The sequence below is a fragment of the Luteibacter sp. W1I16 genome (genome assembly GCF_050434905.1).
GTDB lineage: Bacteria > Pseudomonadota > Gammaproteobacteria > Xanthomonadales > Rhodanobacteraceae > Luteibacter.
In genome coordinates this window covers 564,737-587,697 of record NZ_JBNDJJ010000001.1, presented here as the reverse complement: position 1 = coordinate 587,697, position 22,961 = coordinate 564,737, and the positions used below count along the sequence as shown (strand labels likewise).

The window sequence follows — 22,961 nt, the reverse complement described above, 5'->3', positions numbered from 1 at the left end:
ACGGCTCCCGAAGGAGCCGTCGCGATGGTCATCTCGTCAGATGGTCATCTCATCAGCTGTCGTCGCGCCAGCGGCGGAACCAGATGGCGCCGGCGATCATCGCCACGCCTGCCGCGGCACCGATCCACAAGGACGGGCTGGCCAGCGCGCTGTAGTGGTAGGACAGGTCCAGGGCCTCCAGCACCGCGGCCGGGTCATCGTGGCTCGGCACCACCAGCGGGGATGCGTTACCCACCCAGCCGCCAGGAATCAAGCTGCCCAGCATGCGTCCGACCACGTTCTTCCAGAACCAGCCGCTCGGCTGTCCCGCCATGCCCATGAGGCCGAACCAGGAGACGATGACACCGGCGCCGACGGGCAGGGCGATCGCCCAGAGGAAGGGCTTGCCACGGGCCCACGAGGAGCAGAGCAGGAGCCAGCCGATGGTCGGCAGCGCCCAGATGGCGTACAGCGGGATCAGCAGCACCAGGTTGAGCACGACCCGGAACGGATGCGCTTCCATCAACAGGCTCCACACCCCGATACCGTGCATCGTCGCCACGACGGCCACCAGGATGGCCAGGGCCAGCCCGACGATCACGCCGACCACCACCGCGATCGCGGGAGCGAGGAGGATGGCGCTGACGACCTTGGACAACACCGTCGAGGTATCCGACAGCGGCAGGGACTTCCAGAACAGCACGCTGCGGTCGCGGCGGTCGTCGTACAGGGCGCCGAGGCAGTAGAAGAACACCACGATCGCGGTCACGGCAAGGACGATACCGGCGATGGCGTAGAGCATGATGTCGATGCCGGCGCCCGCGTTGTGCAGGTCTTGCGGGGAGATGTTGCTGCCCTGGAAGTGCAGGTCGCCGTTGTACTTGAAACCGCCCCAGTTGGACCGGCGTCCGAACACCTCGCCGAGGATGATGCCCATGGTGTTGAGCACCAGGAATACGATGCCGGTGACCACGGGCGCCCAGAAGAAGCCGCCCTTGTGCTCCCAGAACTCGCGCTTGACCAGCCAGTAGAAGGTTTTCATGCGTAGGTGCCCTTCATGGTGGCGACGAAGAGGTCGCCGATCGACGGCCGCCGCACCTCACCCAGCTGTTCCAGCTGCGGGCGGCTGACGTTGTCGAAGAGGAAAATGCTCTTGCCGAAGACCTGGCGTTCGTCCAGCGGCTTAAGCTCGCGTGCCGCCGCGGCGAATTCCGCGCCGACCAGCACTTCGGCGAAGCGGTCGCCCAGGCTGTCCATGTCGGTATCGAGCACGATCTTGCCGTCGCGGATGAACATGAGGTCGGTGAGGATGTGTTCGATCTCCTCCACCTGGTGCGTCGTGACCAGGATGGTCTTCTCCTCGTCGAAATAATCTTCCAGCAGGGACTGGTAGAACTGCTTGCGGTAGAGGATGTCCAGGCCCAGCGTCGGTTCGTCCAGTACCAGCAGCCTCGCGTCGATCGACATCACCAGGGCGAGGTGCAACTGCACGATCATGCCCTTGGAAAGCTGCTTCACCTTTTGTCCCGGCTGCAGCTTCGTGCGGGCCAGGAAGGCGTCGCACTTGGCGCGGTCGAAGCGGGGGTGGGTGTTGGCGACGAAATCGACCGCGTCGCGCACCTTCAGCCAGCGCGGCAGCACGGCCACATCGGCGATGAAGCAGACCTGCTCCATCAGCTTGTCGCGATCCTTGCGCGGGTCGAGGCCGAGGACGTTGAGCTGGCCATCGAACGTGGTCAGGCCCAGGATGGCCTTCAGCGCCGTGGTCTTGCCGGCACCGTTCGGTCCGATCAGGCCGACGATGCGGCCCGAACCGATCTGGAACGTGGCGCCGTCCAGGGCCAGCGACGACTTGTAGCGCTTGGTCAGGCCAGTGGCGGTAACGACCGCGGTCATGACGGGTCCTCCGTGGAGCCATTGGCTTCACGCATCAGGGTTTTGAGATCGAGGCCCATGCGCTGCAGGCGGGCGAACAAGGCCGGCCATTCCTCGCGCAGGAAGCGCTCCCTTTCACTCTTGAGCAGCGCGTCGCGCGCTCCATCGATCACGAACATGCCAAGACCCCTCCGTTTCTCAACCAGTTGTTCGTCGACCAGCTCCTGGTACGCCTTGGATACGGTCAGCGGATTGATCTGAAAATCCCCCGCGACCTGGCGTACCGACGGCAGCGGATCGCCTTCGTTCAAGGCGCCATCCAGGATCATCGCCACCACGCGTTCGCGGAGCTGGCGGTAGATCGGGACGCTGTCGTTCCAGGTGATGGACATGTATGTCATTCCTTCGCCGTGTGGCGCAGTGCGTTACCGAACGAATAGTAGGGCATGGCCAGCTGCGCACCGATCAGCGCGGCGGCACGATCTTCGGCGCTGCGCTTCAGTGCGGCCGCGGCCGAATCGAGTGTGGCCTCGCCCAGGAGCATGGCCTCGCGCACATCGGCGTCGGTGGGCCGCACTTCGAGCGAGGGCAGGTCGACGACATGGATGCCGTTGACGAAGTGCGGCGCGGCGAGCATCGCGGCGGCGCGGTCATCGAAGGAGCGCATGGCGAACACGCTGGTGCCGGCAATCAGGATGGAAGCGGTCAAGGCGATGAGGTTCGGCGCTTTCATGGGACGACTCCGATGACTTGTTGCTGGACTCGGGTTAGAGGGAGGCGACGTTCGCGCCGGCGTCGGCATAGACGACGATGGGAGCGAGGTCGGTGACCTTGGCGCCGTTGATCTCGGTCAGCGGGGCGGCGGTGGTCGAGGTGCTGCTGAAGACGGCCAGGGCGGCGGTGGCGATGGCGAACGAGGCGGCCAAGGCGAGGTAGTTGGGGCTTTTCATGGTGCTCTCTCCAGTAGTGGTCTGGGTGACCGGTGTTGTAGTGAACTATAACACCAGATTTTCGATCGTCAACGGAAATTTTCGTTAAATTCCCTATGACTTATGGCCTATGCCGTGGGGCGCTGTGCTGGTGGGGTGCGTCTGTAGGCACCGGTTCTGATGCTGGTTTGGCGGGAAAGGTTTAGGGGCATCGCCTACGCTTCCACCAAGTCTTGCCGCGCTGCCGCGCGAATCGCCGATAGAATCGGCTCCCACAGGGGCAGGCTGCCGCGGCTTGGTGGGAAGCCGACTTGTCGGCGATCCGCGCGGCAGCGCGGCCGGAAACGAAAACGGCCGGCCCCCGAAGGAGCCGGCCGTCACCGGTCAAACCAACGCGAGGCCGATCAAAGCTCCGCGCGGAACTCCACACCCACCACACGCGGGTCATTCACGAACGCGGTGCGGTTGTTGAAGTCGATGCCGCCGGTGATCACCTTCTTGTTGGTGATGTTGCGGCCGTACAGGGCGATCTCGCGCTTGCCGAACTCCCAGTTGTAGCCGATGCGGATGCCGCCTTCGAGGAACGGCTTGCTGCGGAACTCCTGCGAGTCGTACAGGAAGAAGTTCACTTCGCTGCGGTAGTTCCAGTCGGTGTAGACGAAGAACTCGCCACTCTCGCCATAGGGGATGCCATAGCGCGCGGTCCAGGTGCCGATCCACTTCGGCGCGTTCGGCAGCGCGTTGCCGTCGATCAATGCATTGCCCGTGGCGTTGAGCGGATCGAGCACGGTGCAGCCGCCGCCGCACGGTGCCACCGCGAGGTTGCGGTCCTTCAGTTCCGTATGGTTGTAGCTTCCGCCGGCGGTCATGTAGAACTGCGGCGTCAGATAGGCCTCGAGATCGAACTCCGCGCCGTAGCCTTCGGTCTTCTTCGCGTTGATCAGCTGCGTGACGTTGGTCGCGCCACCCACGGCGGTGAGCTGCTGGTTGTGCATGTTGTACTTGTAGATGTCCGCGTTGAAACGCAGCTTGTTGTCGTCGGTGGTCGACTTGAAGCCGATCTCGTACGAGGTGATCGTCTCCGGCTTCGCCGTGGAAATGCTGTTGGCGAAGTTGATGCGGCCCTGCACGCTCGGCGCGCGGAAACCGTTTGCGATGCGCGCGTAGACGTTCGCGTTCTTCGATAGCTGCCAGGTGCCGGTCAGGTCGCCGCTCCAGCGGGCGTCGGTCGGATCGGAGGTGAGCGGCCCTACCGGGCCCGTGAAACCGAGGAAGCGCTCCGCCTTGAAGTCACGCTTGTCGTGCGACCAGCGCGCGCCGGCACGCACGTCGAACTCGTCGGTGAACTGGAAATCGGCCGAACCGAACACGGCCCAGGCCTTCGTGCGCTGGCTCTGGTCGACCCAACCATTGAGGGCATGGTTGTTCAGCGTGTCGTACGAGAAGTTGGTGATCGCGATGTCTTCGTCGAAGTAGTACGTACCCACCTGCCACTTCAGGCGTTCGGCGCTGTCATTGGACAGGCGGAATTCCTGGGTGATCTGGCGGTCCTTCGGCAGCGCGTCGGCGGTTTCGGAGTAGAACGGTGTGACGCGGTTGGTGAAGCTGGCCTTCGCCGGCGTGCCCGACGCGTCGTAGCCGCCGTCGACGTCGCCGAGGCTGTACGTGGTCGCGCGTTCCAGGCCCGTGATCGAGGCGAAATTGAGGTCGCCGAAGTGCCAGTTCAGGTGCAGGTTGCTGCCCCAGGTGAACAGGTGCTGCTTGTTGCGGCCGTCCTGCGAAACCGAATCGCGGTCGAAGCCGGGAACGAGCTGGTCGCCGCCCAGGGTGATCGAGTTGGCGCGGTTGACCATGGCGCTGCCGTCGAGCCAGCGGCCATGCACGTTGATCAGGGCGTCGAAGTCTTCCGTGGCCTTGTACAGCGCCTGCAGGCGGATGGCGCGGTCGTTGTAGCCGCCCAGGTCATCCTTCTTGCCGGTGTAGTCGTTGTCGATCCAGCCGTCGCGGTGCTGGGCGAGGGCGGAGACGCGGCCCGACCAGCTCGAGCTGATCTTGCCGCCGATCGCGGCTTCCGCATTGGCGGTGCCGTACGAGCCATAGGAAACGCGCGCGTAGCCCTCGGTTTCCTGCGTGGGCTTGCGCGATTCGAACTTGATCACGCCGGCCGGGGAGTTGCGGCCGAACAGAGTGCCCTGCGGACCGCGCAGCACTTCGACCTGCTCGAGGTCGAACAGGGGGAAGCCTTTGAGGATGGGGTTTTCCTGGACGATGTCGTCGTAGACCATCGACACCGGCTGCGACGCGTTGAGGTCGAAATCGCTGTTGCCGAGGCCGCGGATGTAGAAGCGCGGGAACTCGCGGCCATAGGACGTCTCGGCGTACACGCTGGGTGCGCGGGAAGCCAACTGCAGCACGCCGTCACCTGCCTGGCCGAAGGACTCGAGCTTCTCGGCCGTCACCACAGTCATGGAGATGGGCACCTTTTGCAGGTCTTCCGTGCGCTTTTCCGCGGTCACGTTGATGGTCTGCAGGGTGGCCGTCCGGGTCGGGGCGCTGGACGGCTGCGTATTGGACGAGGCGTCCTGGGCGATGGCCGCGCCAGCGGTGAGCGCCGTGGCGATGGACAAGGCAATGACGAGACGTCGCGGCATGCGGCGCGAGCTTGCGAGAGACATGTTGTGGTTTCCGCCTGGATAGGACTGGGTGAGAGTGCCTCGCCGACGACGGCATGGCCGTCATCCCCTGGCGAGGGCGCGTCTGGGCGGAATTATCCCCTGTGTCACCGTCATGACGAAAGTGTTGCGCTGCGGTAACGGCCCGCTGCCACATGGCGCGGCGGGTGTCACGTAAGTGAAATGCGTGGACGCTAACGTGCGCCGGATCGACGCGGATAACGCTGTTTGCCACTTTTAGGCGCGTTATCGGCGACGTTTGAGGTTTTTCTCAATCCATTCGGAGCACGAGCGCGATGAAGAGACTTCCCCTGGCCGCCGCCTTCTGGACAATGTGCGGTACCGCGGTCGCCGAGGGCGCCCCACAGGCCGCCATCGAGTTGTACGTCGACACGAACACGCGGCAGATCTTCGCGGAGCCGGGTCCGGGCCGGCAGCGGCTGGGCCGGTTCGTGCAGGCCAGCGACGAGACGGCCCCGGCGGCGAGCGTGGCGACGGGAACGGCCGCCCCGGCCGCCACCGGTACGCCCGGCACCGCTACTTCCTCGTCTCCCGCCGTCGCCGCGGCCAAACCCGCGTCGTCGTCGGCCAAGGCCTGGTACGAGAAGATCGGCATCCGCGGCTACGTGCAGATGCGCTACAACCAGGAACTCGGAGAGGACGCCAAGGACCTCAAGTCGCCGGGCGATCGCTTCATCGGCCGCGAACAAGGCTTCGGTATTCGCCGTGCGCGCGTCGTCATCAGCGGCGATGTCACCGACAACATGTCGATCTACATCCAGCCCGACCTGGCCAGCACCCCTTCGGGCTCGAGCACCACCAACTTCGCCCAGTTGCGTGACGCTTACGCCGACCTCTGGCTCACCAAGGACAAGACGTGGCGCATCCGTGCCGGCCAGTCGAAGATTCCCTATGGTTGGGAAGACCTGCAATCGAGCCAGAACCGCCTGGCCCTCGATCGCGCCGACGCGCTGAATTCCGGCGTGCGCGACGAACGCGACCTCGGCGTGTTCGCTTATTGGTCGCCGACGGTGGCGAAGGAACGTTTCGCCTATCTGCAGAAGTCTGGCCTGAAGGGATCGGGCGACTACGGCGTGATCGGATTCGGTGTCTATAACGGGCAGGGTGCGAATCGTCCGGATCGCAACGATCAGCTGCATTCCGTCGTGCACTTCTCGTACCCGTTCAAGTTCGCCAACGGCCAGTACCTCGAAGTCGGCGCGGACGCGTATTCGGGCCGCTATAAGGTGAGCACGGGTTCGGCGACGATCGACGGCCGCACGTTCACGCCGGGCGTGGATGCGCCGGAAGCGGGTTCGACGGATCGGCGCGTGGCCGCGCATGTCGTGTATTACCCGCAGCCGTTCGGATTCCAGGCCGAGTGGACCGTGGGCAAGGGGCCGGAACTCGATATCGCCCGGCGGACGGTGCGTACGAAGTCGCTGCGCGGCGGCTATGCGCAGGTGATGTACAAGTTCGACGGCGGCTTCGGCTCGCTGATGCCGTACGCGAAATGGCAGACCTATCGCGGCGCGTCGAAGTTCGACACGAACGCGCCGCGGATGGAAGTCGACGAGCTCGAGGCCGGCATCGAGTGGCAGCCGTCGAATGCCATCGAACTGGCGGTGGCCTACGCGAACATGCGCCGCACCGATGTCAGTGCGGCGCCGTACCGGAAGATCGACGGGCAGCTGCTGCGGGTGCAGCTGCAGGTCAATTACTGAGGAAGGGAAGGGCTGAGGACGGCAAAGGGCAGGGCTGCTGGAACCGGGTGGGAAGCCGCTTAAGCGGCGATCCCGCGGCAGCGGGTTGGGTTGCGGCGAGCACCCATCGCCGCCGAGGCGGCTTCCCACAGTGGGCGGTTCCCCACCAGCGGCTTCCCAACATGGCGCGGTTTCCCACCATGGGGCGGCTTCCCACCATCGAGCCGCCCCTATAGGGGAAGCGGCTCCCCGGATTACTTCTTCTTCTTCGAACCAGCCGCCAGCGACTTCTCGCGTACCGCCTTGAACTCGCTGCCGTCTTTCCAGGCGGGCCACATGTCGCTGTTGGCCAGCTTTTCGCCGAGCGCGTAGAACGCTTTCACGTTCTGCGTCACGCCGTCGAAGTTCCAGCGCATGTCGTACACGTCCGTGGGCTGGTGGTAGTGATTTTTCACGTAGTCGGCTTCGGCCGCCTCGCCGGCGGCTTTCCCGCCGTTGACCATGTCGATGCCACCACCCGCGGACAACGCCGGCACGCCGGCCTTGGCGAAGTTGAAATGGTCGGACCGGAAGTAATGGCCTTTCTCCGGTGACGCGTCGCCGCTGACGACGCGGCCGTCGGCCTTCAGCACCTCGGCGAACGTGTCTTCGAGGTCGCCCTGGCCGAGGCCCACCACTTCCATGTCCTTGGTCGGCCCCGTGATCGGCAGCGCATCCATGTTGATGTCCGCGACGGTCTTGGCGAGGGGGAAGGGCGGGTGCGCGACGTAGTACCTGGAGCCGAGCAGGCCGGATTCTTCCATCGTCACGGCGGCGAAGATCACCGAGCGCTTGGGCTTGTCCTGCGCGAACTTGCCCGCGATCTCGAGCAGCGCGGCGATGCCGGTGCCGTTATCGACCGCGCCGTTGTAAATCTGGTGACCCTTGAGGGCGGGGTCGCGGCCCAGGTGGTCCCAGTGAGCGCTGTAGACGATCGCCTCGTCGGGCTTCTCGCTGCCCTTGACCATGCCGATCACGTTATTGCTGAGCGAATGCGAGATGGTGCTCTGCAGGTGGATCGACGCCTTGGCATCGAGCGGCACGGCCTTGAAACCGCGCATGTCCGCTTGCTTCGCGAGTTCGTCGAAGTTCTTGCCGGCCTTGGCGAACAAACGCTGCGCGGCCTCGTGGGTCAGCCAGCCCGCGACGGGCAGGCGCGGGGCAGGGTCCTCACTCTCGGGAAGGTCCAGCCGCGGCATGGTCCAGCCGCTTTGCACCACGTTCCAGCCGTAGGCGGCCGGCTCGGTCTGGTGGACGATGAACGCCGCGGCGGCACCTTGCCGGGCCGCCTCTTCGTACTTGTAGGTCCAGCGGCCGTAGTAGGTCATTTCCCGGCCCTTGAACAGGCTGGGGTCCTTGCCGTTCCAGCCCGGGTCGTTGACCAGGATCACCAGCGTCTTGCCTTTCACGTCGACGCCGTCGAAGTCGTTCCACTGCGCTTCGGGCGCATCCACGCCGTAGCCCACGAAGACGATGTCGGAATCCTTCAGGTCGACGTCGGCCTTTGCTTGCAGCGTACCCACGACCATGTCCTTGCCGAACGCGAACGCTTCCTTGCCACCGCCCTCGGCGACGTCGAGCGAGAGCGAGTCCTGCCCGTTCAGGGCCGTGGATACCGCGGGAACGGTCTGGATCCAGTCTCCCTTGTTGCCCGGCTCCAGGCCCATCCGCTTGAATTGCTCGATGAGATAGTTCGTAGTGAGCCGCTCACCCAGGGTGCCCGGTTTGCGCCCTTCGTACTCGTCCGACGAGATCACGCGCAAATGCGCGGCGAAATCGTCGCCGGTGATCTCGGGACTGAACTCGTGGTGCTCGTTGGCCACAGCGGGCAACGGCGGCGGTGGCGCGGTGGAAGGGCCGGCCGGGGCGGGGGCGGGCGCCTGGGCGGTCTTGTCTTCATCGTGGGACTGGCAGGCCGCCAGGGTCAGGACGGTCAGGCAGGCGAGAACGAGGCGTCGCATCGTCGGGGCTATCCCTTGTTGACTGGAAACACGGACCCGAGTGTAGCCGCAGCGGGGTGTTGGCTGCCCGTCCGTCCACAAGCACTAGTTCGGCCAAATTCGCCGAAACCCGGCAGGGGCGATATGCCGAATCGGCAAATTCACAAAGTACTGGCATTTGCTTCCATACACCGTTAGTTATAGGCAGCGCCGATGGTTTCATCCGGAAGGGATGGGCCGACGGCGCACGGAATGCAAGGCCGCGGGTCGGGAGCCCGCGGTATGACGCGGGGGTGCGTAATGAGTGTCATGGGGTATGTCCCGGAAAGTACGGGCAGCGACAGGGGCGTTGCCGGGAGAGGGCTTCCGCAATGGAGTCCGTTCCCGCCGATGCAGGCGAGAACAACTAGGGCAATCCGCAGGGAGGTAATCGCATGAGCCGTCCTTCCGATGTGCTGGGTCTGGAAGACTACGATCTTGTGACGCTGGGGGCTTCGCTTGGTCTTTGCGAAGTGGACCTGTTGACCTTGAGTCCCGGGCGACCTCGTGCGGCCATCGCATCGAAGATTCAGGACGGGGTGACGTATCTCACCGCGCATATCGACTTCGATGTCCGCGGTTCGCTCTCCGTACCCGAAGATGCCTGCATGCTCTTGTACCTGCATGAAGCCGGCGAGCGCAGCTGGTGCCAGGGCATCGGCGTGGAGTCGGACATGGCGGTCACCTTGCTGCGCGGAACGCCCACCGATTTCATGTTCGAACGCGGCACGCGCTTCACCCTCGTCGTGGCACCGTACGCGCGCTTTCGCGCACGTTTCCTGGCATCGGACCACGCGGATGTCGACATGGCCGCGCAGCGGCTGCGTCTTTTCTCCGTGCATTCCGGACACCTCAAGCGCGCATATCGACAGATCGCCAACCAGGTGAAGGAAGCAAGCGAGCCAGTGATGGGGCCCATCGAAGACCTGCTGGACGAGCACATCCGCGTCGCGCTGGCTTCGTCGCCTGAAGAACGGCCGGTGGCATCGCGCGGCAGGCGCGCGCATTACCAGGTGGTGCGCCGCGCCGAACGTTTCATGCGCGCCAACCTGCGTCGCGACATCTACTCGCAGGAGCTTTGCCAGGCGGCCGGTGCGAGCGAGCGCGGGTTGCGCTACGCCTTCGACGACTTGCTGGGCATTCCGCCCAACCGTTACCTGGCGATGCTTCGCCTGTGCACGGCGCATCGCAGCCTGGTGACCGCGGAAGCCGGCAGGCGTTCGGTGAAGTCGGTGGCACTGAGTTGCGGCATGTGGGATCTCTCGCGTTTCGCCGAAAAGTACCGCAGCGTGTTCGGCGAACAGCCGCGCGAGACGCTTACGCGTACCTCGCCGACGGAAGATCTCAGTGCCGTCGAGGAATACGACGGCTGGTAACGCGTCGCGGCACAGGGAGGTGCCGTTTCCGATTAGCCCGTTGCCGCAATCGATTATGCCACTGCCGCAATTGACCAGCGCCGGCGCGCCAGTCCCCTTCTAATCGAACCCGACCGCACATCGCGCGGTCGGTTCGTTCGTTAAGGGGAAAACAATGAATCTCAGAATCCTCGATCTACCGGGGCGCACCCTGTCGTGCGCGTGCCGTCGAGCGGTGATGCAAGCCGCGATAATATTGGCGATCCCGGTCTTCGGAAGTGACGCCTTCGCACAGGAGGCGCAAGCGAGAGACGCGTCGACGCCTCCGCCTCCGCCGTCGCCCGTCACGACCTCGACGACGGGCGACACAGGCGCCGTCACATCCACGTCCACCACGACGCCATCCGATACGACGGCCGCCGATGCCGCGGAGGAGGACGAAGACGACAAGGCGGCCACGGTCGCGATGCAAGGCATGCTCGCCACCTCGCCGTCGATGCGCGCGGCGTTTACCTCGGGCCCGGTCATGTCACCCATGGCCATCGCACCGGGAGATCCCCGTTATCCGTTGCCGGCGGAACCGACCCCCGCAGGTCTCATACTCGGTACCGGTGGACTGGTCGGCAACGTCGGCGGCGCGCTGTCACCCACGCTCACCGCCCTGCTCAATCCCAATGCGCAATACCTGAGCAGTGGCGCGCTGAACCTCGCCTCCGTGAACGTGACCGGCACGTTCCAGACGATCGGCATCGGCGGCCTCAGCCTGGTCAACCTCACACCCGTATCGACGGCCATCAACGGCACGCTCATGGGGCAGAACCAGCATCTGACCCTGCTCGGCGGTGTCACTTCCGGTAGCTACATCACCAACATCAACCGCGGCACCGACGGCTTCTTCGCCGGTGGCGGCGGCATTCTCCTGCCTAGTGGTGCGCCGGCGTGGTCGTCCGACTGCGCCGCCCTGCTGGGCATACCGCTGGTGCGTTGCTGGGCGGTGAATCCCGCGCAGGACAACCAGGTGATCGTCGGCGACAAGGCCACGGCCAACGGGTCGCAGGAAGTGGTGATCGGTCGCGGTGCGAGCCATACCCTTCCAGCCGAAGACGCCAATACCGTGTTCCCCGGCTCGGGCCGCAACGATCCGAACGATCCGACCGGCGTGCCGACCAACGACTTCGCGGCGCGCAAGGGCAACTCCGTCGTGATCGGCGACAGCGCCTCGGGCACGGCCAATGCGCAGACGATCATCGGCGCGAACGCCACGTCGACGCAGGTGAACAGCGTGGCGCTCGGTAATGCTTCGGTGGCCGATCGCGCCGCCGCCACCGGATACATCGCGTTCGGGCTTGCCGCGCCACAAACCTCCGTCGGTGCCGTTTCCATCGGCAGCGCGGGCAACGAGCGCCAGCTCACCCACGTCGCCGCAGGCACCGACAGCTACGACGCGGTGAACGTGCTGCAGCTGCAGGGCGCGATTTCGCAGGTGTCCGCACTCGATCCACTGGCCGTGACCTACGACCCCGATGGCGGTGGCTTGCCGACGAACTCGGTGACGTTGGTGGGCGCCGGGACGGGCGCGGTGGGCGTGCACAATCTTGCCGCGGGATCGCTCGCCGCCGGCAGCCTCGATGCCGTCAACGGCGCCCAGGTCGGATCGATCACCCAGGCCCTGGCGGGTTACCTCGGCGGTGGGGCGGCGTTCGACCCCGTTACCGCGATCTTCACCGCACCCGCGTACGCATTGCGTCCGGTGGATGCGAGCGGCAACGTTTCCGCGGCGTCGTTCGCCAATGCCGGCGACGCGTTCACTTCCCTCGACGGCTCGGTCTTCGCCTTGAACAGCCGGGTCAATGCCATCGCGGCTGGCCTGTCACCCTACCTGGACGTTCAGTCCACCGCCGTGGCGGCCGATGCGACAGGCAACGATAGCATCGCGCTTGGCGGCGCGGCGTTGGCTTCCGGCGACGACGCCATGGCGGCCGGGGCGCAGGCAAGCGCCAGCGCCGCCGGTGCCGTGGCCATGGGAGCGCGCGCATCGGCGTCGGCGGCAGGCGCCGTCGCTATCGGTAGCGATTCGATCGCCGATCGTCTTGGCGGTGGCAACGAAGCGTTCAGCGGTGTCGCGGTGCCGGTGCAAGGTGTCGTGTCGGTGGGCAGCGCAGGCGCCGAACGGCAGATCGCCAACGTGGCCGGCGGCAGCGCCGACACCGATGCGGTCAACGTGCGCCAGTTGCGCGTGGTGGCCGATTTCGCGGGAAGCATCGGCGCATCGGCCGTGCAGTACGACGACGCGTCGCATACGAGCGTCACGCTCAACGCCGGCGGCGCGGCCACGCTCATCGGCAACCTGGCAGCAGGCAACATCGCGCAGGGTAGCGCGCAGGCGATCAATGGCGGCCAATTGTGGGAGTGGACGCAGAACGCGTCGAACGTGTACAGCAATCTCGCCTTGTACACGAGCATCCAGGCGTTGCAGGGTGGCGGTACGAACGGCGGCAGCATCGGTCTCAGCGTGAACAACACCGACAACCTGCCGGCAGCCGCGGCCAGTGGCGGTAACACCATCGCGGTGGGTGCCGGATCGACAGCGAGCGGAGAAGACAGCGCGACGCTCGGCAACGGCGCACAGGCCACCGCCAGCAACTCGGTGGCGATCGGCGCGGGTTCGGTCGCCGACCGCGCGAATACCGTTTCGGTAGGCGCGGAGGGCGCGACACGCCAGGTGACGAATGTCGCCGCGGGAACCGCCGGCACGGACGCCGCCAACGTGGCGCAGGTGAACGCGGTGCGTGAGGGCAGCGTGGGTTACGACACGCGGCCGGACGGCAGCGTGGACCGCGGCAACGTCACCCTCGGCTCACCGGGCGCGCCCACCGCCGTGCATAACGTGGCGCCGGGTACCGCCGCCACGGACGCCGCCAATGTGGGCCAGCTCGACCAGGTGGCCGACTGGTCTCGCCGCTACACCGACGAGCGGGTGGGGGCGATCGATCGCGACATCCAGCGCACGAACAACCGGGCCAGTGCGGGCGTGGCCTCGGCGATGGCCATGGCGGGGCTTCCCCAGGCCACCACGCCCGGCCGCAACATGGCTGCCGTGGCAGGAGGAACCTTCCGTGGGGAGTCGGGTATCGCCGTCGGTATCTCCACGGTCACGGACGGAGGAGGCTGGGTCTACAAGCTCAGCGGGTCGGCCAATTCGCGCGGTGATGCGGGTTTCAGCGTCGGTGCTGGCATGGAATGGTGAAGCCGGCAGCCACCTTTCGATTGCCTTATGAAGGCGGTCGAGGTATTGCTAGGCCGAATCACTTGTTGCCAGACATGCCGAAACGACTCGATATAAGGCTCATCGCCCCCTCCGGATACGCGGACGACCGTGCCGCCTGCGAGCGGGGCATCGAGCGGCTGCAAGCGGCCGGACACACCGTCCACGGCCGCGAAGTGGTCGACCGGGTGATGCTGCGTTTCGCCGGCAGCGATGCGGAGCGTGCCGCGGATATCAACCAGCTGGCGAGGACCGACCGGCCCTTGCCCGATCTCGTCATGGCCGCCTGCGGTGGCTATGGCGCGATCGCCTTGCTCGACCGGCTGGACTACGACGGCCTGGCCGCGCGTTTCCTCGATGAATCGTGCGTGCTGGTGGGGCACGGTGATTTCACCGTGCTGCAATGCGCGCTGTATGCGCGCAGCGCGATAGGCACGCTGCACGGCCCGATGCTCGTGCGCGATTTTGGCCAGGGTTATCTGCGCGAGAACACGTGGCGGCATTTCTGGCACACCGTGCTGTCGCCACGAACGGAAATGACCTGGACCTGCGGCGACGAACAGCACGACATGCTCGTTGAAGGCACGCTCTGGGGTGGCAACCTGTCGGCCCTGTGCAGCCTCATCGGTACGCCTTACCTGCCGAAGATCGATGGCGGCATCCTCTATGTGGAGGAAACCGGTGAGCATGCCTATCGCATCGAGCGCATGCTGTTCGAACTCAAGCTCGCCGGCGTGCTCGATCGTCAGCGCGCCATCCTCATCGGCGGACTTGGCGGGCAGCGGGTCAGCGAGTACGACAACGGCTACGACATCGACCATGCACTGGAGCGTTTCGCCAAGGCATGCGGTTTGCCGCTGCTGCGCGGGCTCGCGTTCGGGCACGGGCCGGATAAGTGGACGTTGCCATTCGGAGGCCACGCTTCGCTGGAGGTTGTCGCGGGGAGTGCCGCCCTGGCGGTCTTCGACTACCGGTATGCCGGGGCACCGATCGACGGGTCGACGGCATCGGCCTGAGCAGCCGTTCATCTGCCAGCCAGCCACTGGGCGTGGATCCCGCTAGTCTTTGCACGCCGCTTCCCACCGTATAGTCCCCATGACCGACCCTCTACATACACCGCACGATCGTGCGGCGATTCCGCTTGCCCCGTCGCTGGACCCATCGCTGATCGACGCCCACATGCCGACGCGTCTGCCGTTGCTTGGCACGCGTGTATTGCGCATCGGCGCCCTCGCCATCCTGCTCGGCCTCGTCGTCGGTGGCATCGCCAAAGGACTGACGATGTTGATCGGCCTGATCACGAACCTCGCGTTCCACCAGACCTGGAGCACCGCTTTCGGCCGGCCGACCGGCCATCATCTCGGCGCCTGGGTGATCGTGGTTCCCGCGTTCGGAGGCCTGGTGGTGGGCGCGATGGCCCGCTGGGGCTCGCGTGCCATCCGCGGGCACGGCATTCCCGAGGCCATGGAGCAGGTGCTGACCAACGAGAGCCGCATTCCCGCGCGCATGACCTGGCTGAAGCCACTGTCGTCGGCGGTCGCGATCGGTACCGGTGGGCCGTTCGGTGCCGAGGGACCGATCATCGCCACGGGTGGCGCGCTGGGTTCACTGCTCGGCCAGCGCCTTCCCGTGACGGCCGATGAGCGCAAGACGCTGCTGGCAGCCGGTGCCGCGGCGGGCATGGCGGCGATCTTCAGCGCGCCGGTCTCCGCCGTGTTGTTGAGCATCGAGTTGCTGTTGTTCGAACGCCGCGCGCGCTCGATGCTGCCCGTGGCGCTCGCCGCGGCGACGGGGACCGGCGTGCGATTCGCACTGGAAGGCCCCGGCCCCGTCTTTCCCATGCCTGCGCTCGCCGCGGTCGCGCCGCAGGCATTGATCGTCTACGCGCTGCTGGGCGTGGTGATGGGTGTCGCGGGCGTCTTCATCACGAGACTGGCCTATGCCGTCGAGGACGCCTTCGAGAAGTTGCCCATCCACTGGATGTGGTGGCCAGCCCTGGGTGGCATCGTCGTCGGCGCGGTCGGCTATGTGATGCCCGAAACCCTGGGCGTGGGCTACGAGAACATCACGGCCGTCATCTCGGGCCATCTCGGGCTGATGGCGATGGCGTGGTTGGCCGCCGCCAAGTTGCTCTCATGGTCCGTGGCGTTGGGCAGCGGCACCTCGGGCGGCACGCTGGCGCCGTTATTCACCGTCGGCGGGGCGCTGGGAGGTGTCTGCGGATTGGCACTGGCGGCGTGGCCACCCTTGCACGTGGACCCGAACATGGCCGCGTTGATCGGCATGGCAGCCTTGTTCGCCGGCGCGTCGCGGGCATTGATGACGTCGGCCGTTTTCGTGTTCGAGACCACGATGCAGCCGCACGCCTTGTTGCCCTTGCTCGCCGCCTGTACCACCGCCTACCTGGTATCGGGGCTGATGATGCGTCACACGATCATGACCGAGAAGATCGCGCGGCGCGGCGTGCACGTGCCCACCGATTTCGGGGTGGTGCCGTAACCGTCAGCCGATGGCGGTGAATTGCGTCGCGCCGATCACGCCGATGAAGACGATGGAGAGCATCCAGAAGCGGGCTGGATCGCGCCATACGCAGACGCCGAGGCAGACGATGCCAAGCACGCAGGAGACGATGCCGGCGGCGGTGAGTCCGAGTGCGGCCAGCGAGGGATCGCCACCGCCCGACGCCAGCAGCATGGGCCGGAAGATCGCATACCAGGCGAGAACGAGGCAGGCGCCACCGACGACGCCGAGCAGCCAGTTGGCGGGATGATGCTTCGGCAAGGTGCGAATGCCGAGAAAGATCGCAAGTACGACGACAGCGAAAACGACGAGCAACAAGGCCATGCAGTAACCCCTTTGTCGTGGCTTGCGGTCCCCACCGCGAAAGCCGTTTCCCGAGAATGGCCCATCGGGCGCCCGAGGTCATGCTGCGCCGCGCAAGGAGGGTTTCGTCGGCGTATGCCGCGTTTCGTCGGAATCGACGCCAGCCGGCGCGAACGCCGTCGTATGCTCCACGCCAATCCAGGGTGGGAGTAGATGTGATGGCAAGCCTGAAATTCCTCGGACGCATCATCGTGGCGTGGGTGGCGGCACTGTGCGTCCTGCTGGTCGTGTGGTCCGGCCTCGGCTGGAACCGCGGCGAATTTCCGTGGATCTTCACGCTGGCCTGGTTCATCGGCCTGCTCGTGGCGCTCGCTCGCGGTATCACGCACTTGTACCGCGTGCGCGTGATAGCGGGCCGTGTCGACGCAGAAACCGTCTCCAATCGTCAGCGGCGCCGCGTGGAGGTGCCATACCCGGCGGACGAGGCTTTCGCCATCGTCGACGAGGTCATCCGCGAACTGCCCCAGGTGCAGGACGTGAGTGGCACGCGAGGGGGGCTTCAGCTGCGCGCGGTGATTCGTTCGCAGGCGAACGATCCGTCGCGACGCCGCGCCCGTCCGCAGTGGCAGGCCTCGCTCGACCGCCACACCAGGATATCCGCCACGATCACGCCCACCGACGGGTCCAGCAGCGTGATGTTCGTCTGCGAACCGGACAGCGGCGCGTGGACCGACTGGTTCAACCCCGATGGCGGCGCCTCGCTGGAATGCGTGGAGACGCTGGTCCGCGCCACCACCCAGCGCCTGTCGGAACGGCGCAACCGGGAGCGCGCCGACGTGCGCCAGACCGCGATGGAAAAGGAACTGACCGCCGCGCAACTCGGCCTGCTGCAGGCTCAGGTGGAACCGCACTTCCTCTACAACACCCTGGCCAGCGCACAGGAGCTGGTCCGCACCGACCCCGCGCGCGCCGACCGCATGCTCGGTCACCTCATCGAGTACCTGCGCCGCTCACTGCCGAGAACGGACGGATCGCTGTCCACCCTGGGCGAAGAGCTGGAACGCTCGACCGCGTGGCTGGAGATCATGCGCCTGCGCATGGGCGAACGGCTGGCCGTGCACACGGATGTGCCGACGGAGGCCTTGAAGGTACCGATGCCCTCGATGATGTTGCAGACCCTGGTCGAGAACGCGATCAAGCACGGGCTTGAACCGAAGCCGGGCGGTGGTGGCATCTGGATTCGCGCCGGCGTGGATGGGTCGGGACTCTCGCTCACCGTGGCCGACGATGGCATGGGTTTCCGCAGCGATGGCGCGGGTACCGGCATCGGCCTGAAGAACCTGCGCGAGCGCCTTCGCCTGATGTACGGCAGCGCGGCGACGTTCTCCATCGGCAACAACTTTCCCAGCGGTGTCGCCGCGACCATCACGCTGCCGGTGACGGGAGTGGTCGAACATGCCTAGTTGCATCGTCGCCGAAGACGAAAAGCTGCTCGCCGCCGCCTTGCAGCGCGAGTTGGCCGTCGCCTGGCCTGATCTGGAGGTGCTGGAAGTCGCCGAGGACGGCGGTGCCGCGCTGGAAGCCATCGCCACGCACCGTCCGCAGATCGCCTTCCTGGATATCCGCATGCCCGGGCTCACGGGTATGGAAGTGGCCGCCGCGGCCGCCGACGTGAGCCCCGAGACCCTGGTCGTCTTCATCACCGCCTATGACCAGTACGCCGTCGACGCCTTCGAACGAGGGGCCGTGGACTACCTGTTGAAGCCGGTCACGTCCGACCGGCTCGCGCAGACGGTGGCGCGCTTGCGCGGTCGCCTCGCCGACGCGGCGCGGCATGTGGGGCGCGCGGCGCGGTTGGCACGCGACCTCGGTACCCATTTCGACCGGCCGCCCGACGAGCCGTTGACGTGGCTCACCGCCAGCACCGGCCGCGCGACCCGGCTGATCCTCGTGGAGGACGTGATCTATCTGCGCGCGGACAACAAGTACACGCTGGTGGCGACCGCCGAAGGCGATGCCTTGCTGACGAGGCCGATCCGCGACCTGCTCCGCCAACTGGACCCGAAGATATTCCGGCAGATCCATCGCTCGACCATCGTCAACCTGCGCCAGGTCGCTTCCGTGGAACGTGACGACAGCGGCAAAGGTTGCCTCCGGCTACGCGGCCGTCCCGAGACCCTGAGCGTGAGCCAGCCGTTCATGGCCATCTTCCGCGCCATGTGATGAAGGAGACACCCATGCGCCTCTTCCTTGCCATCGTCTATTGCTTCATGAGTCTCGCCGGCTGCACCGATGCGCAGAACCGGACGATCGTCGCCAGTTCGCAGGAAAACGGTGTCGTCACCCTGGATAGCCGCACCGAGGTGCGGATGGGCAGGGCGCGCTTCGCCTGCCAGGCGAGCAGCGCGGGGCGCTGCTATTACACCGTGTTCAATGGCCCAGCCGAGGTGAAGGCTTTCTCGCTGGCGGTATCCGAGGAGCGGTTGGTGGACAGGCTGCCTGCCGGCTTCTCGCAATGCGTGACCACCACGGCGGAGAAGGTCTCCGCCGGGTGCAAGGCCATCTGATCCGGTCTTACGGCGTGGTTCGCGGCACCACGGTGAACGTGATTTTCGACGGGTGGGCGGCATCGTGGTGCACGGCGTTGTGCGCGATCACGCCCTTGGCCTCGTCGTAGTTGTTGCCGCCGGTGTTGAGGTTGCGGTCGAAGCGCGGGAAGTTGCTGCTCGATACCGCGACGCGCAGCTTGTGCCCGGGGAAGAAGAAGTTGCTCGTGTCGATGGGCTGGAAGGTGACCTTGTAGACCTCGCCATCCTTCATCCACACCGGCGGCTTGTCGTATCCCTCGCGGTAGCGCATGCGCTGGATGTTCTCGGTGAGGTTGAACGCGCGGCCATCCGGATAGACGTCCATCACCTTGAAGGTGAAGTCGGTGTCCTTCGCGTCGGACGACACGTACAGCGTGACCGTGATTGGCCCGCTCACTTCGGTGCCTTCCTTGAAGGGCTCCGAATCGTAGACGAGGATGTCGTTGCGCGTGAGCTGCGGGTTCTGGTCGAACGAGCCGAACTTCACCGCCGTGCCCTGGCAGCAACCGCCGCCGCCGAGCGTGGTGACCGGGTTGGCCGGATCGTAGAGGAACTGGTCGGGATGATCCGTACCGCCCGCCGCGTCGACCAGCTTGCCGTCGCCGTACAGCGTGTTGGCCTTTCCACCGCTGGTGAGGAAGAGGTCGCGCGTGGTCGCTCCGGCGGGTGGCCACGTGGGCGAGTCGCGCCACTTGTTCTCGCCCATCACGTAGTACATGACCTTGGGTTGTTTGTCGACGGCGGGGCTGTCCACGCCCTTGAGGAACTTGTCGAACCACCCGAACACCAGGCCTTCGTAGTCGAAACGTGCATCACCCACGTCGAGGTCGCCGATCACCGTATGTTCCGTGGCACGTGTATAGGCGCAGTGCAGCACCGGGGCGATGATCGCGTACTGCTGGTCGGCGATGGGTTTGGGTGCCGTGGCGCGAACGTGGTTGTAGGCGGCGAGGTTGGGCGACACCGACACGTCGAACCAGCTCATGAACCACAGGCCCGGCTTGTTGATCTTCATGTCGTCGTGCCACAAGCCGCCCTTGTACCAGGCGGGGCTGTTGGGCGTGCGGGCGATCATGTTGCCGCCCGTCGGCACGTCCATGGCGTCGGCGAAGATGCCCTTGGGACCGTCGATGGACTTCATGATGTCCTTCTCGGGAAGTACCCAGAACGCCTTGTCCCAGTTGGGCTCCGGCGGCTGAGAATCGAGATCGAACATCTTCGAGGCGCGGATGAGGTCGGCCTGCGACAGGTTCGCGGGGAACATCGGGCGCACCTGGTTCTGTTCCTTGTAGAGCCAGTCGATGAAAAGCATTTGCACGGCACCGCCGCGGTACCAGTTGCCCTGCTCGTAGTAGGGGCCGACGCGGCCCACGCCGGCGCCGAAGCCCTGCACGTTGAACGTGGCCAGCCCCGGCTCGTTCTGCGCGACGACGGCCATCTGCCATTCGGCGGTGGACGAGCAACCCGTGGTGCCCACCTTGCCGTTCGACCAGGGCTGCGACGTCATCCAGCGGATGGCGTCGACGCCGTCGCTGAGCGGTGCGCCGAGGATCTCGTAGTTGCCCTCGGAGAAGTAATGGCCACGCTCGTTCATGTCGACATAGGCGTAACCGCGCTTCACCGCCGCGAGCTGGCGGCTCATGTCGCGCGGCGCGCCGAGCTTCACGTCCCAGAAGTTGAAGTTGTACGGGGTGCGCACGAAGATCGTCGGCACCTTGCCGGACGCGTTCTTCGGCCGGTACACGTCGGCGGCCATGCGCTTGCCGTCGCGCATCTTCACCATCACCTTGCGGTCGATCACGGCGACGGCCTCGAGCTGTTGCTCGATGTCGTTGCGCTTGGCTATGGCCGCCTTCTGCTCCGGCGTCAGCACGGTCTGCTGCGCGGCGACGGGACCGGCCACGAGGGCGAGGCAAACGGAGGCCACGCCGACCGACAACGCGGTCCTGACGTGGTGGAGGGCAGGGCGCATGGGTCGCATCGGCAGACCTGTTTTCAGGGACGGTTCATCGAGTCTGGCAAAATGTCCCTGTCAGGTAAATGCATGACTTCCGGCAGGGGCCACCACCGGACGGGGCTCGCACGGCTCCGACGCATCGATCCAATCGGCGGGCCACGTGATACGGATAAGATGCCCCCGGTATGCCTGGAGGGCGCATGGCTTCGACCGAAACGTTCAAATTCGTACTGATCCTTCTCGTCGCGATCCTCGTGCTGGAGCTGATCGCCCGCCGTCTCCGCCTGCCGTCCGCCGCGGCCTTGCTCGCCGGCGGCATCGGGATCGCGTTCCTGCCCGGCATTCCGGAGGTGAGCTTCGACCCCGAGCTGGTGCTGACGATTTTCCTTCCCCCGCTTCTCATGGACGGCGCGTTCTATACGGTGTGGTCGGAGTTCCGCAAATACCTCGGCGGGATCCTCTGGCTGGCGATCGGAGCCGTGGTGTTCACCACGCTCGCCGTGGGTGTCACCGTCCATTGGGTGCTGCCGTCCTTGCCGTGGGCCGCGTGTTTCGCGCTCGGTGCCGTGGTGTCGCCGCCGGACGCCGTGGCGGCGAAGGCGGTGTTGGGCAAGGTGCGCCTGCCGCGCCGGTTGATGGTTCTCCTGGAGGGGGAAAGCCTGCTCAACGATGCGACGGGTCTCGTGTTGTTCCGTTTCGCGACGGCGGCCGCGCTCACCGGCGCATTCAGTACTTCCGACGCCGTGCTCAGTTTCGGTGTCCTCGCGCTGGGCGGCATCGTCGTGGGCGTCGTGCTGGGCTTTGCCCTGGTCTTCGTGCTGCGCCGGATCGACCACATCTTCCTCGCCATCACGGCCGCATGCCTGTCGCCCTGGGCCGCTTACATCGGCGGCGAATCCTTGCACGTGTCCGGTGTGATGTCGGTGGTCAGCTGCGGCATCATTTTCGGCTGGTACCAGCACGATGTCTTTTCGGCGCGGGTGCGGGTCAACAGCTTCGCCTTCTGGGAAGTCATGATCTTCCTGCTCGAAGCCCTCGTCTTCATCCTGATCGGCTTCTCGCTACGCGGTGTCGTGGAGCGCATGGGTGGCGTGGGCGAGGCGTTGTCGACGCTGGGCATGCCGATCCTGGCGGTACTCGCGGCGGTGATCCTGTCGCGCTTCGTCTGGATCTACGTGACCGAATATCTGCGTGTGCCGCTGGCGCGCATCGTTGGGCGCAACCCCGTACCCGCTTCGGCGAAGGCGTCGTTCCTTCTCAGCTGGGCGGGCATGCGTGGCGTGGTGACGCTGGCGATCGCCTTGTCGCTGCCGGAAGCCATGCCAGGACGCGACCTGACCATCGCGGCGGCGTTCGCCGTGATCCTGGTCACGGTGGTGGTGCAGGGCGGTACTATCGCGCCGGTCATTCGCTGGCTCAGGCTCGACGCTGGTGAGCGGCCGGAAAGCACGCACCTGAGCGAAGCTCAGGCGTCGGTCTTCATCGATAACGCGCAGCTGGCGGCGGTGAAAGCACATGCCTATGACGACGAAGGCCGTTTGATCCACCCTCGCCTGCTGGAGCAATACACCTATCGGTTAACGGTCGCCGAGCGCTACAGCAAGGCGCCGCACGCAAACGAAGGAGGCCGTGCCGCGCATTACGACGTGGTCCTGGCAGCCATCGCCGCGGGGCGCGCGGAACTGTTGCGGCTGCATCGCTCCGGACAGATCCACGACGAACTGCTGCACTACATGGAGCGGGATCTCGACTTGCAGCAGATCGAAGCGGAGAACGACAGGCAGAGCCCGGCCTGAG

At 65.8% G+C, this 22,961-nt stretch carries 18 protein-coding genes; 9 read left to right on the top strand and 9 right to left on the bottom strand.

Features of this window, described 5'->3' with window-relative positions:
• Positions 1 to 52: 52 nt before the first annotated feature.
• From QFZ41_RS02595 to QFZ41_RS02570, 6 genes are all read right to left on the bottom strand, one after another.
• Positions 53 to 1,021, bottom strand: coding sequence for a hypothetical protein (locus QFZ41_RS02595; RefSeq protein ID WP_429197324.1), 969 nt, complete (start codon positions 1,019 to 1,021; stop codon positions 53 to 55).
• Positions 1,018 to 1,875, bottom strand: coding sequence for an ABC transporter ATP-binding protein (locus tag QFZ41_RS02590; RefSeq protein ID WP_426287440.1), 858 nt, complete (start codon positions 1,873 to 1,875; stop codon positions 1,018 to 1,020). The genes QFZ41_RS02595 and QFZ41_RS02590 overlap by 4 nt, the downstream gene beginning before the upstream one ends.
• Entirely contained in the window at positions 1,872 to 2,246 is a 375-nt protein-coding gene (locus QFZ41_RS02585) for a GntR family transcriptional regulator (RefSeq protein WP_029213371.1), read from the bottom strand. The genes QFZ41_RS02590 and QFZ41_RS02585 overlap by 4 nt, the downstream gene beginning before the upstream one ends.
• A 5-nt stretch (positions 2,247 to 2,251) precedes the next feature.
• Positions 2,252 to 2,587 (bottom strand): hypothetical protein, encoded by a 336-nt coding sequence (locus tag QFZ41_RS02580; RefSeq protein WP_429197323.1) that lies wholly within the window; start codon positions 2,585 to 2,587, stop codon positions 2,252 to 2,254.
• Between the two features lie 34 nt (positions 2,588 to 2,621).
• On the bottom strand, positions 2,622 to 2,804 hold the full coding sequence (locus QFZ41_RS02575) for a hypothetical protein (protein ID WP_429197322.1): 183 nt from the start codon (positions 2,802 to 2,804) through the stop codon (positions 2,622 to 2,624).
• Between the two features lie 383 nt (positions 2,805 to 3,187).
• Complete coding sequence (locus QFZ41_RS02570; RefSeq protein ID WP_429197321.1) at positions 3,188 to 5,458, bottom strand: TonB-dependent receptor; 2,271 nt, start codon at positions 5,456 to 5,458, stop codon at positions 3,188 to 3,190.
• Positions 5,459 to 5,751: 293 nt separating this feature from the next.
• Between QFZ41_RS02570 and QFZ41_RS02565 the strand changes: the two genes are divergently transcribed.
• Complete coding sequence (locus QFZ41_RS02565) at positions 5,752 to 7,179, top strand: porin (RefSeq protein WP_429197320.1); 1,428 nt, start codon at positions 5,752 to 5,754, stop codon at positions 7,177 to 7,179.
• A gap of 233 nt (positions 7,180 to 7,412) precedes the next feature.
• On the opposite strand, the gene QFZ41_RS02560 is transcribed toward QFZ41_RS02565, so the two are convergent.
• Positions 7,413 to 9,158 carry a M28 family metallopeptidase gene (locus tag QFZ41_RS02560; protein WP_429197319.1) on the bottom strand — a complete coding sequence of 582 codons (1,746 nt, stop codon included), beginning with the start codon at positions 9,156 to 9,158 and terminating at the stop codon, positions 7,413 to 7,415.
• Positions 9,159 to 9,571: 413 nt separating this feature from the next.
• On the opposite strand from QFZ41_RS02560, the gene QFZ41_RS02555 reads away from it, so the two are divergent.
• The 4 genes from QFZ41_RS02555 (at position 9,572) to QFZ41_RS02540 (ending at position 16,295) form a co-directional block, all read left to right on the top strand.
• Positions 9,572 to 10,552: a helix-turn-helix domain-containing protein gene (locus tag QFZ41_RS02555; RefSeq protein WP_429197318.1), complete on the top strand. Its 981-nt coding sequence runs from the start codon at positions 9,572 to 9,574 to the stop codon at positions 10,550 to 10,552.
• A gap of 154 nt (positions 10,553 to 10,706) precedes the next feature.
• The gene (locus QFZ41_RS02550; RefSeq protein ID WP_429197317.1) at positions 10,707 to 13,778 is read left to right on the top strand and encodes a YadA family autotransporter adhesin; all 3,072 of its coding nucleotides are present in this window, start codon (positions 10,707 to 10,709) and stop codon (positions 13,776 to 13,778) included.
• A gap of 74 nt (positions 13,779 to 13,852) precedes the next feature.
• Positions 13,853 to 14,812, top strand: coding sequence for an LD-carboxypeptidase (locus tag QFZ41_RS02545; protein ID WP_429197316.1), 960 nt, complete (start codon positions 13,853 to 13,855; stop codon positions 14,810 to 14,812).
• A 79-nt stretch (positions 14,813 to 14,891) separates the two neighbouring features.
• Positions 14,892 to 16,295, top strand: a complete 1,404-nt coding sequence (locus tag QFZ41_RS02540; protein WP_429197315.1) for a chloride channel protein — start codon at positions 14,892 to 14,894, stop codon at positions 16,293 to 16,295.
• 3 nt (positions 16,296 to 16,298) lie between these two features.
• Here the strand turns inward: QFZ41_RS02540 and QFZ41_RS02535 are convergent, their stop codons facing one another.
• Complete coding sequence (locus tag QFZ41_RS02535; protein WP_429197314.1) at positions 16,299 to 16,640, bottom strand: hypothetical protein; 342 nt, start codon at positions 16,638 to 16,640, stop codon at positions 16,299 to 16,301.
• Between the two features lie 197 nt (positions 16,641 to 16,837).
• On the opposite strand from QFZ41_RS02535, the gene QFZ41_RS02530 reads away from it, so the two are divergent.
• From QFZ41_RS02530 to QFZ41_RS02520, 3 genes are read left to right on the top strand one after another with little or no spacing between them, the layout of a single operon-like run.
• Positions 16,838 to 18,082 carry a sensor histidine kinase gene (locus QFZ41_RS02530; protein WP_429197313.1) on the top strand — a complete coding sequence of 415 codons (1,245 nt, stop codon included), beginning with the start codon at positions 16,838 to 16,840 and terminating at the stop codon, positions 18,080 to 18,082.
• Positions 18,075 to 18,842: a LytR/AlgR family response regulator transcription factor gene (locus tag QFZ41_RS02525; RefSeq protein ID WP_429197312.1), complete on the top strand. Its 768-nt coding sequence runs from the start codon at positions 18,075 to 18,077 to the stop codon at positions 18,840 to 18,842. Before QFZ41_RS02530 ends, QFZ41_RS02525 begins: the two co-directional genes overlap by 8 nt.
• 14 nt (positions 18,843 to 18,856) lie before the next feature.
• A complete protein-coding gene (locus tag QFZ41_RS02520; RefSeq protein ID WP_429197311.1) occupies positions 18,857 to 19,186 on the top strand; it encodes a hypothetical protein in 330 nt (109 codons plus the stop codon).
• 7 nt (positions 19,187 to 19,193) lie between these two features.
• Here QFZ41_RS02520 and QFZ41_RS02515 read toward each other — a convergent pair whose 3' ends face one another.
• Positions 19,194 to 21,179, bottom strand: coding sequence for a CocE/NonD family hydrolase (locus tag QFZ41_RS02515; protein WP_429197310.1), 1,986 nt, complete (start codon positions 21,177 to 21,179; stop codon positions 19,194 to 19,196).
• 185 nt (positions 21,180 to 21,364) lie between these two features.
• Between QFZ41_RS02515 and QFZ41_RS02510 the strand changes: the two genes are divergently transcribed.
• Complete coding sequence (locus tag QFZ41_RS02510) at positions 21,365 to 22,960, top strand: Na+/H+ antiporter (RefSeq protein WP_429197309.1); 1,596 nt, start codon at positions 21,365 to 21,367, stop codon at positions 22,958 to 22,960.
• The last annotated feature ends 1 nt before the right edge of the window (position 22,961 follow it).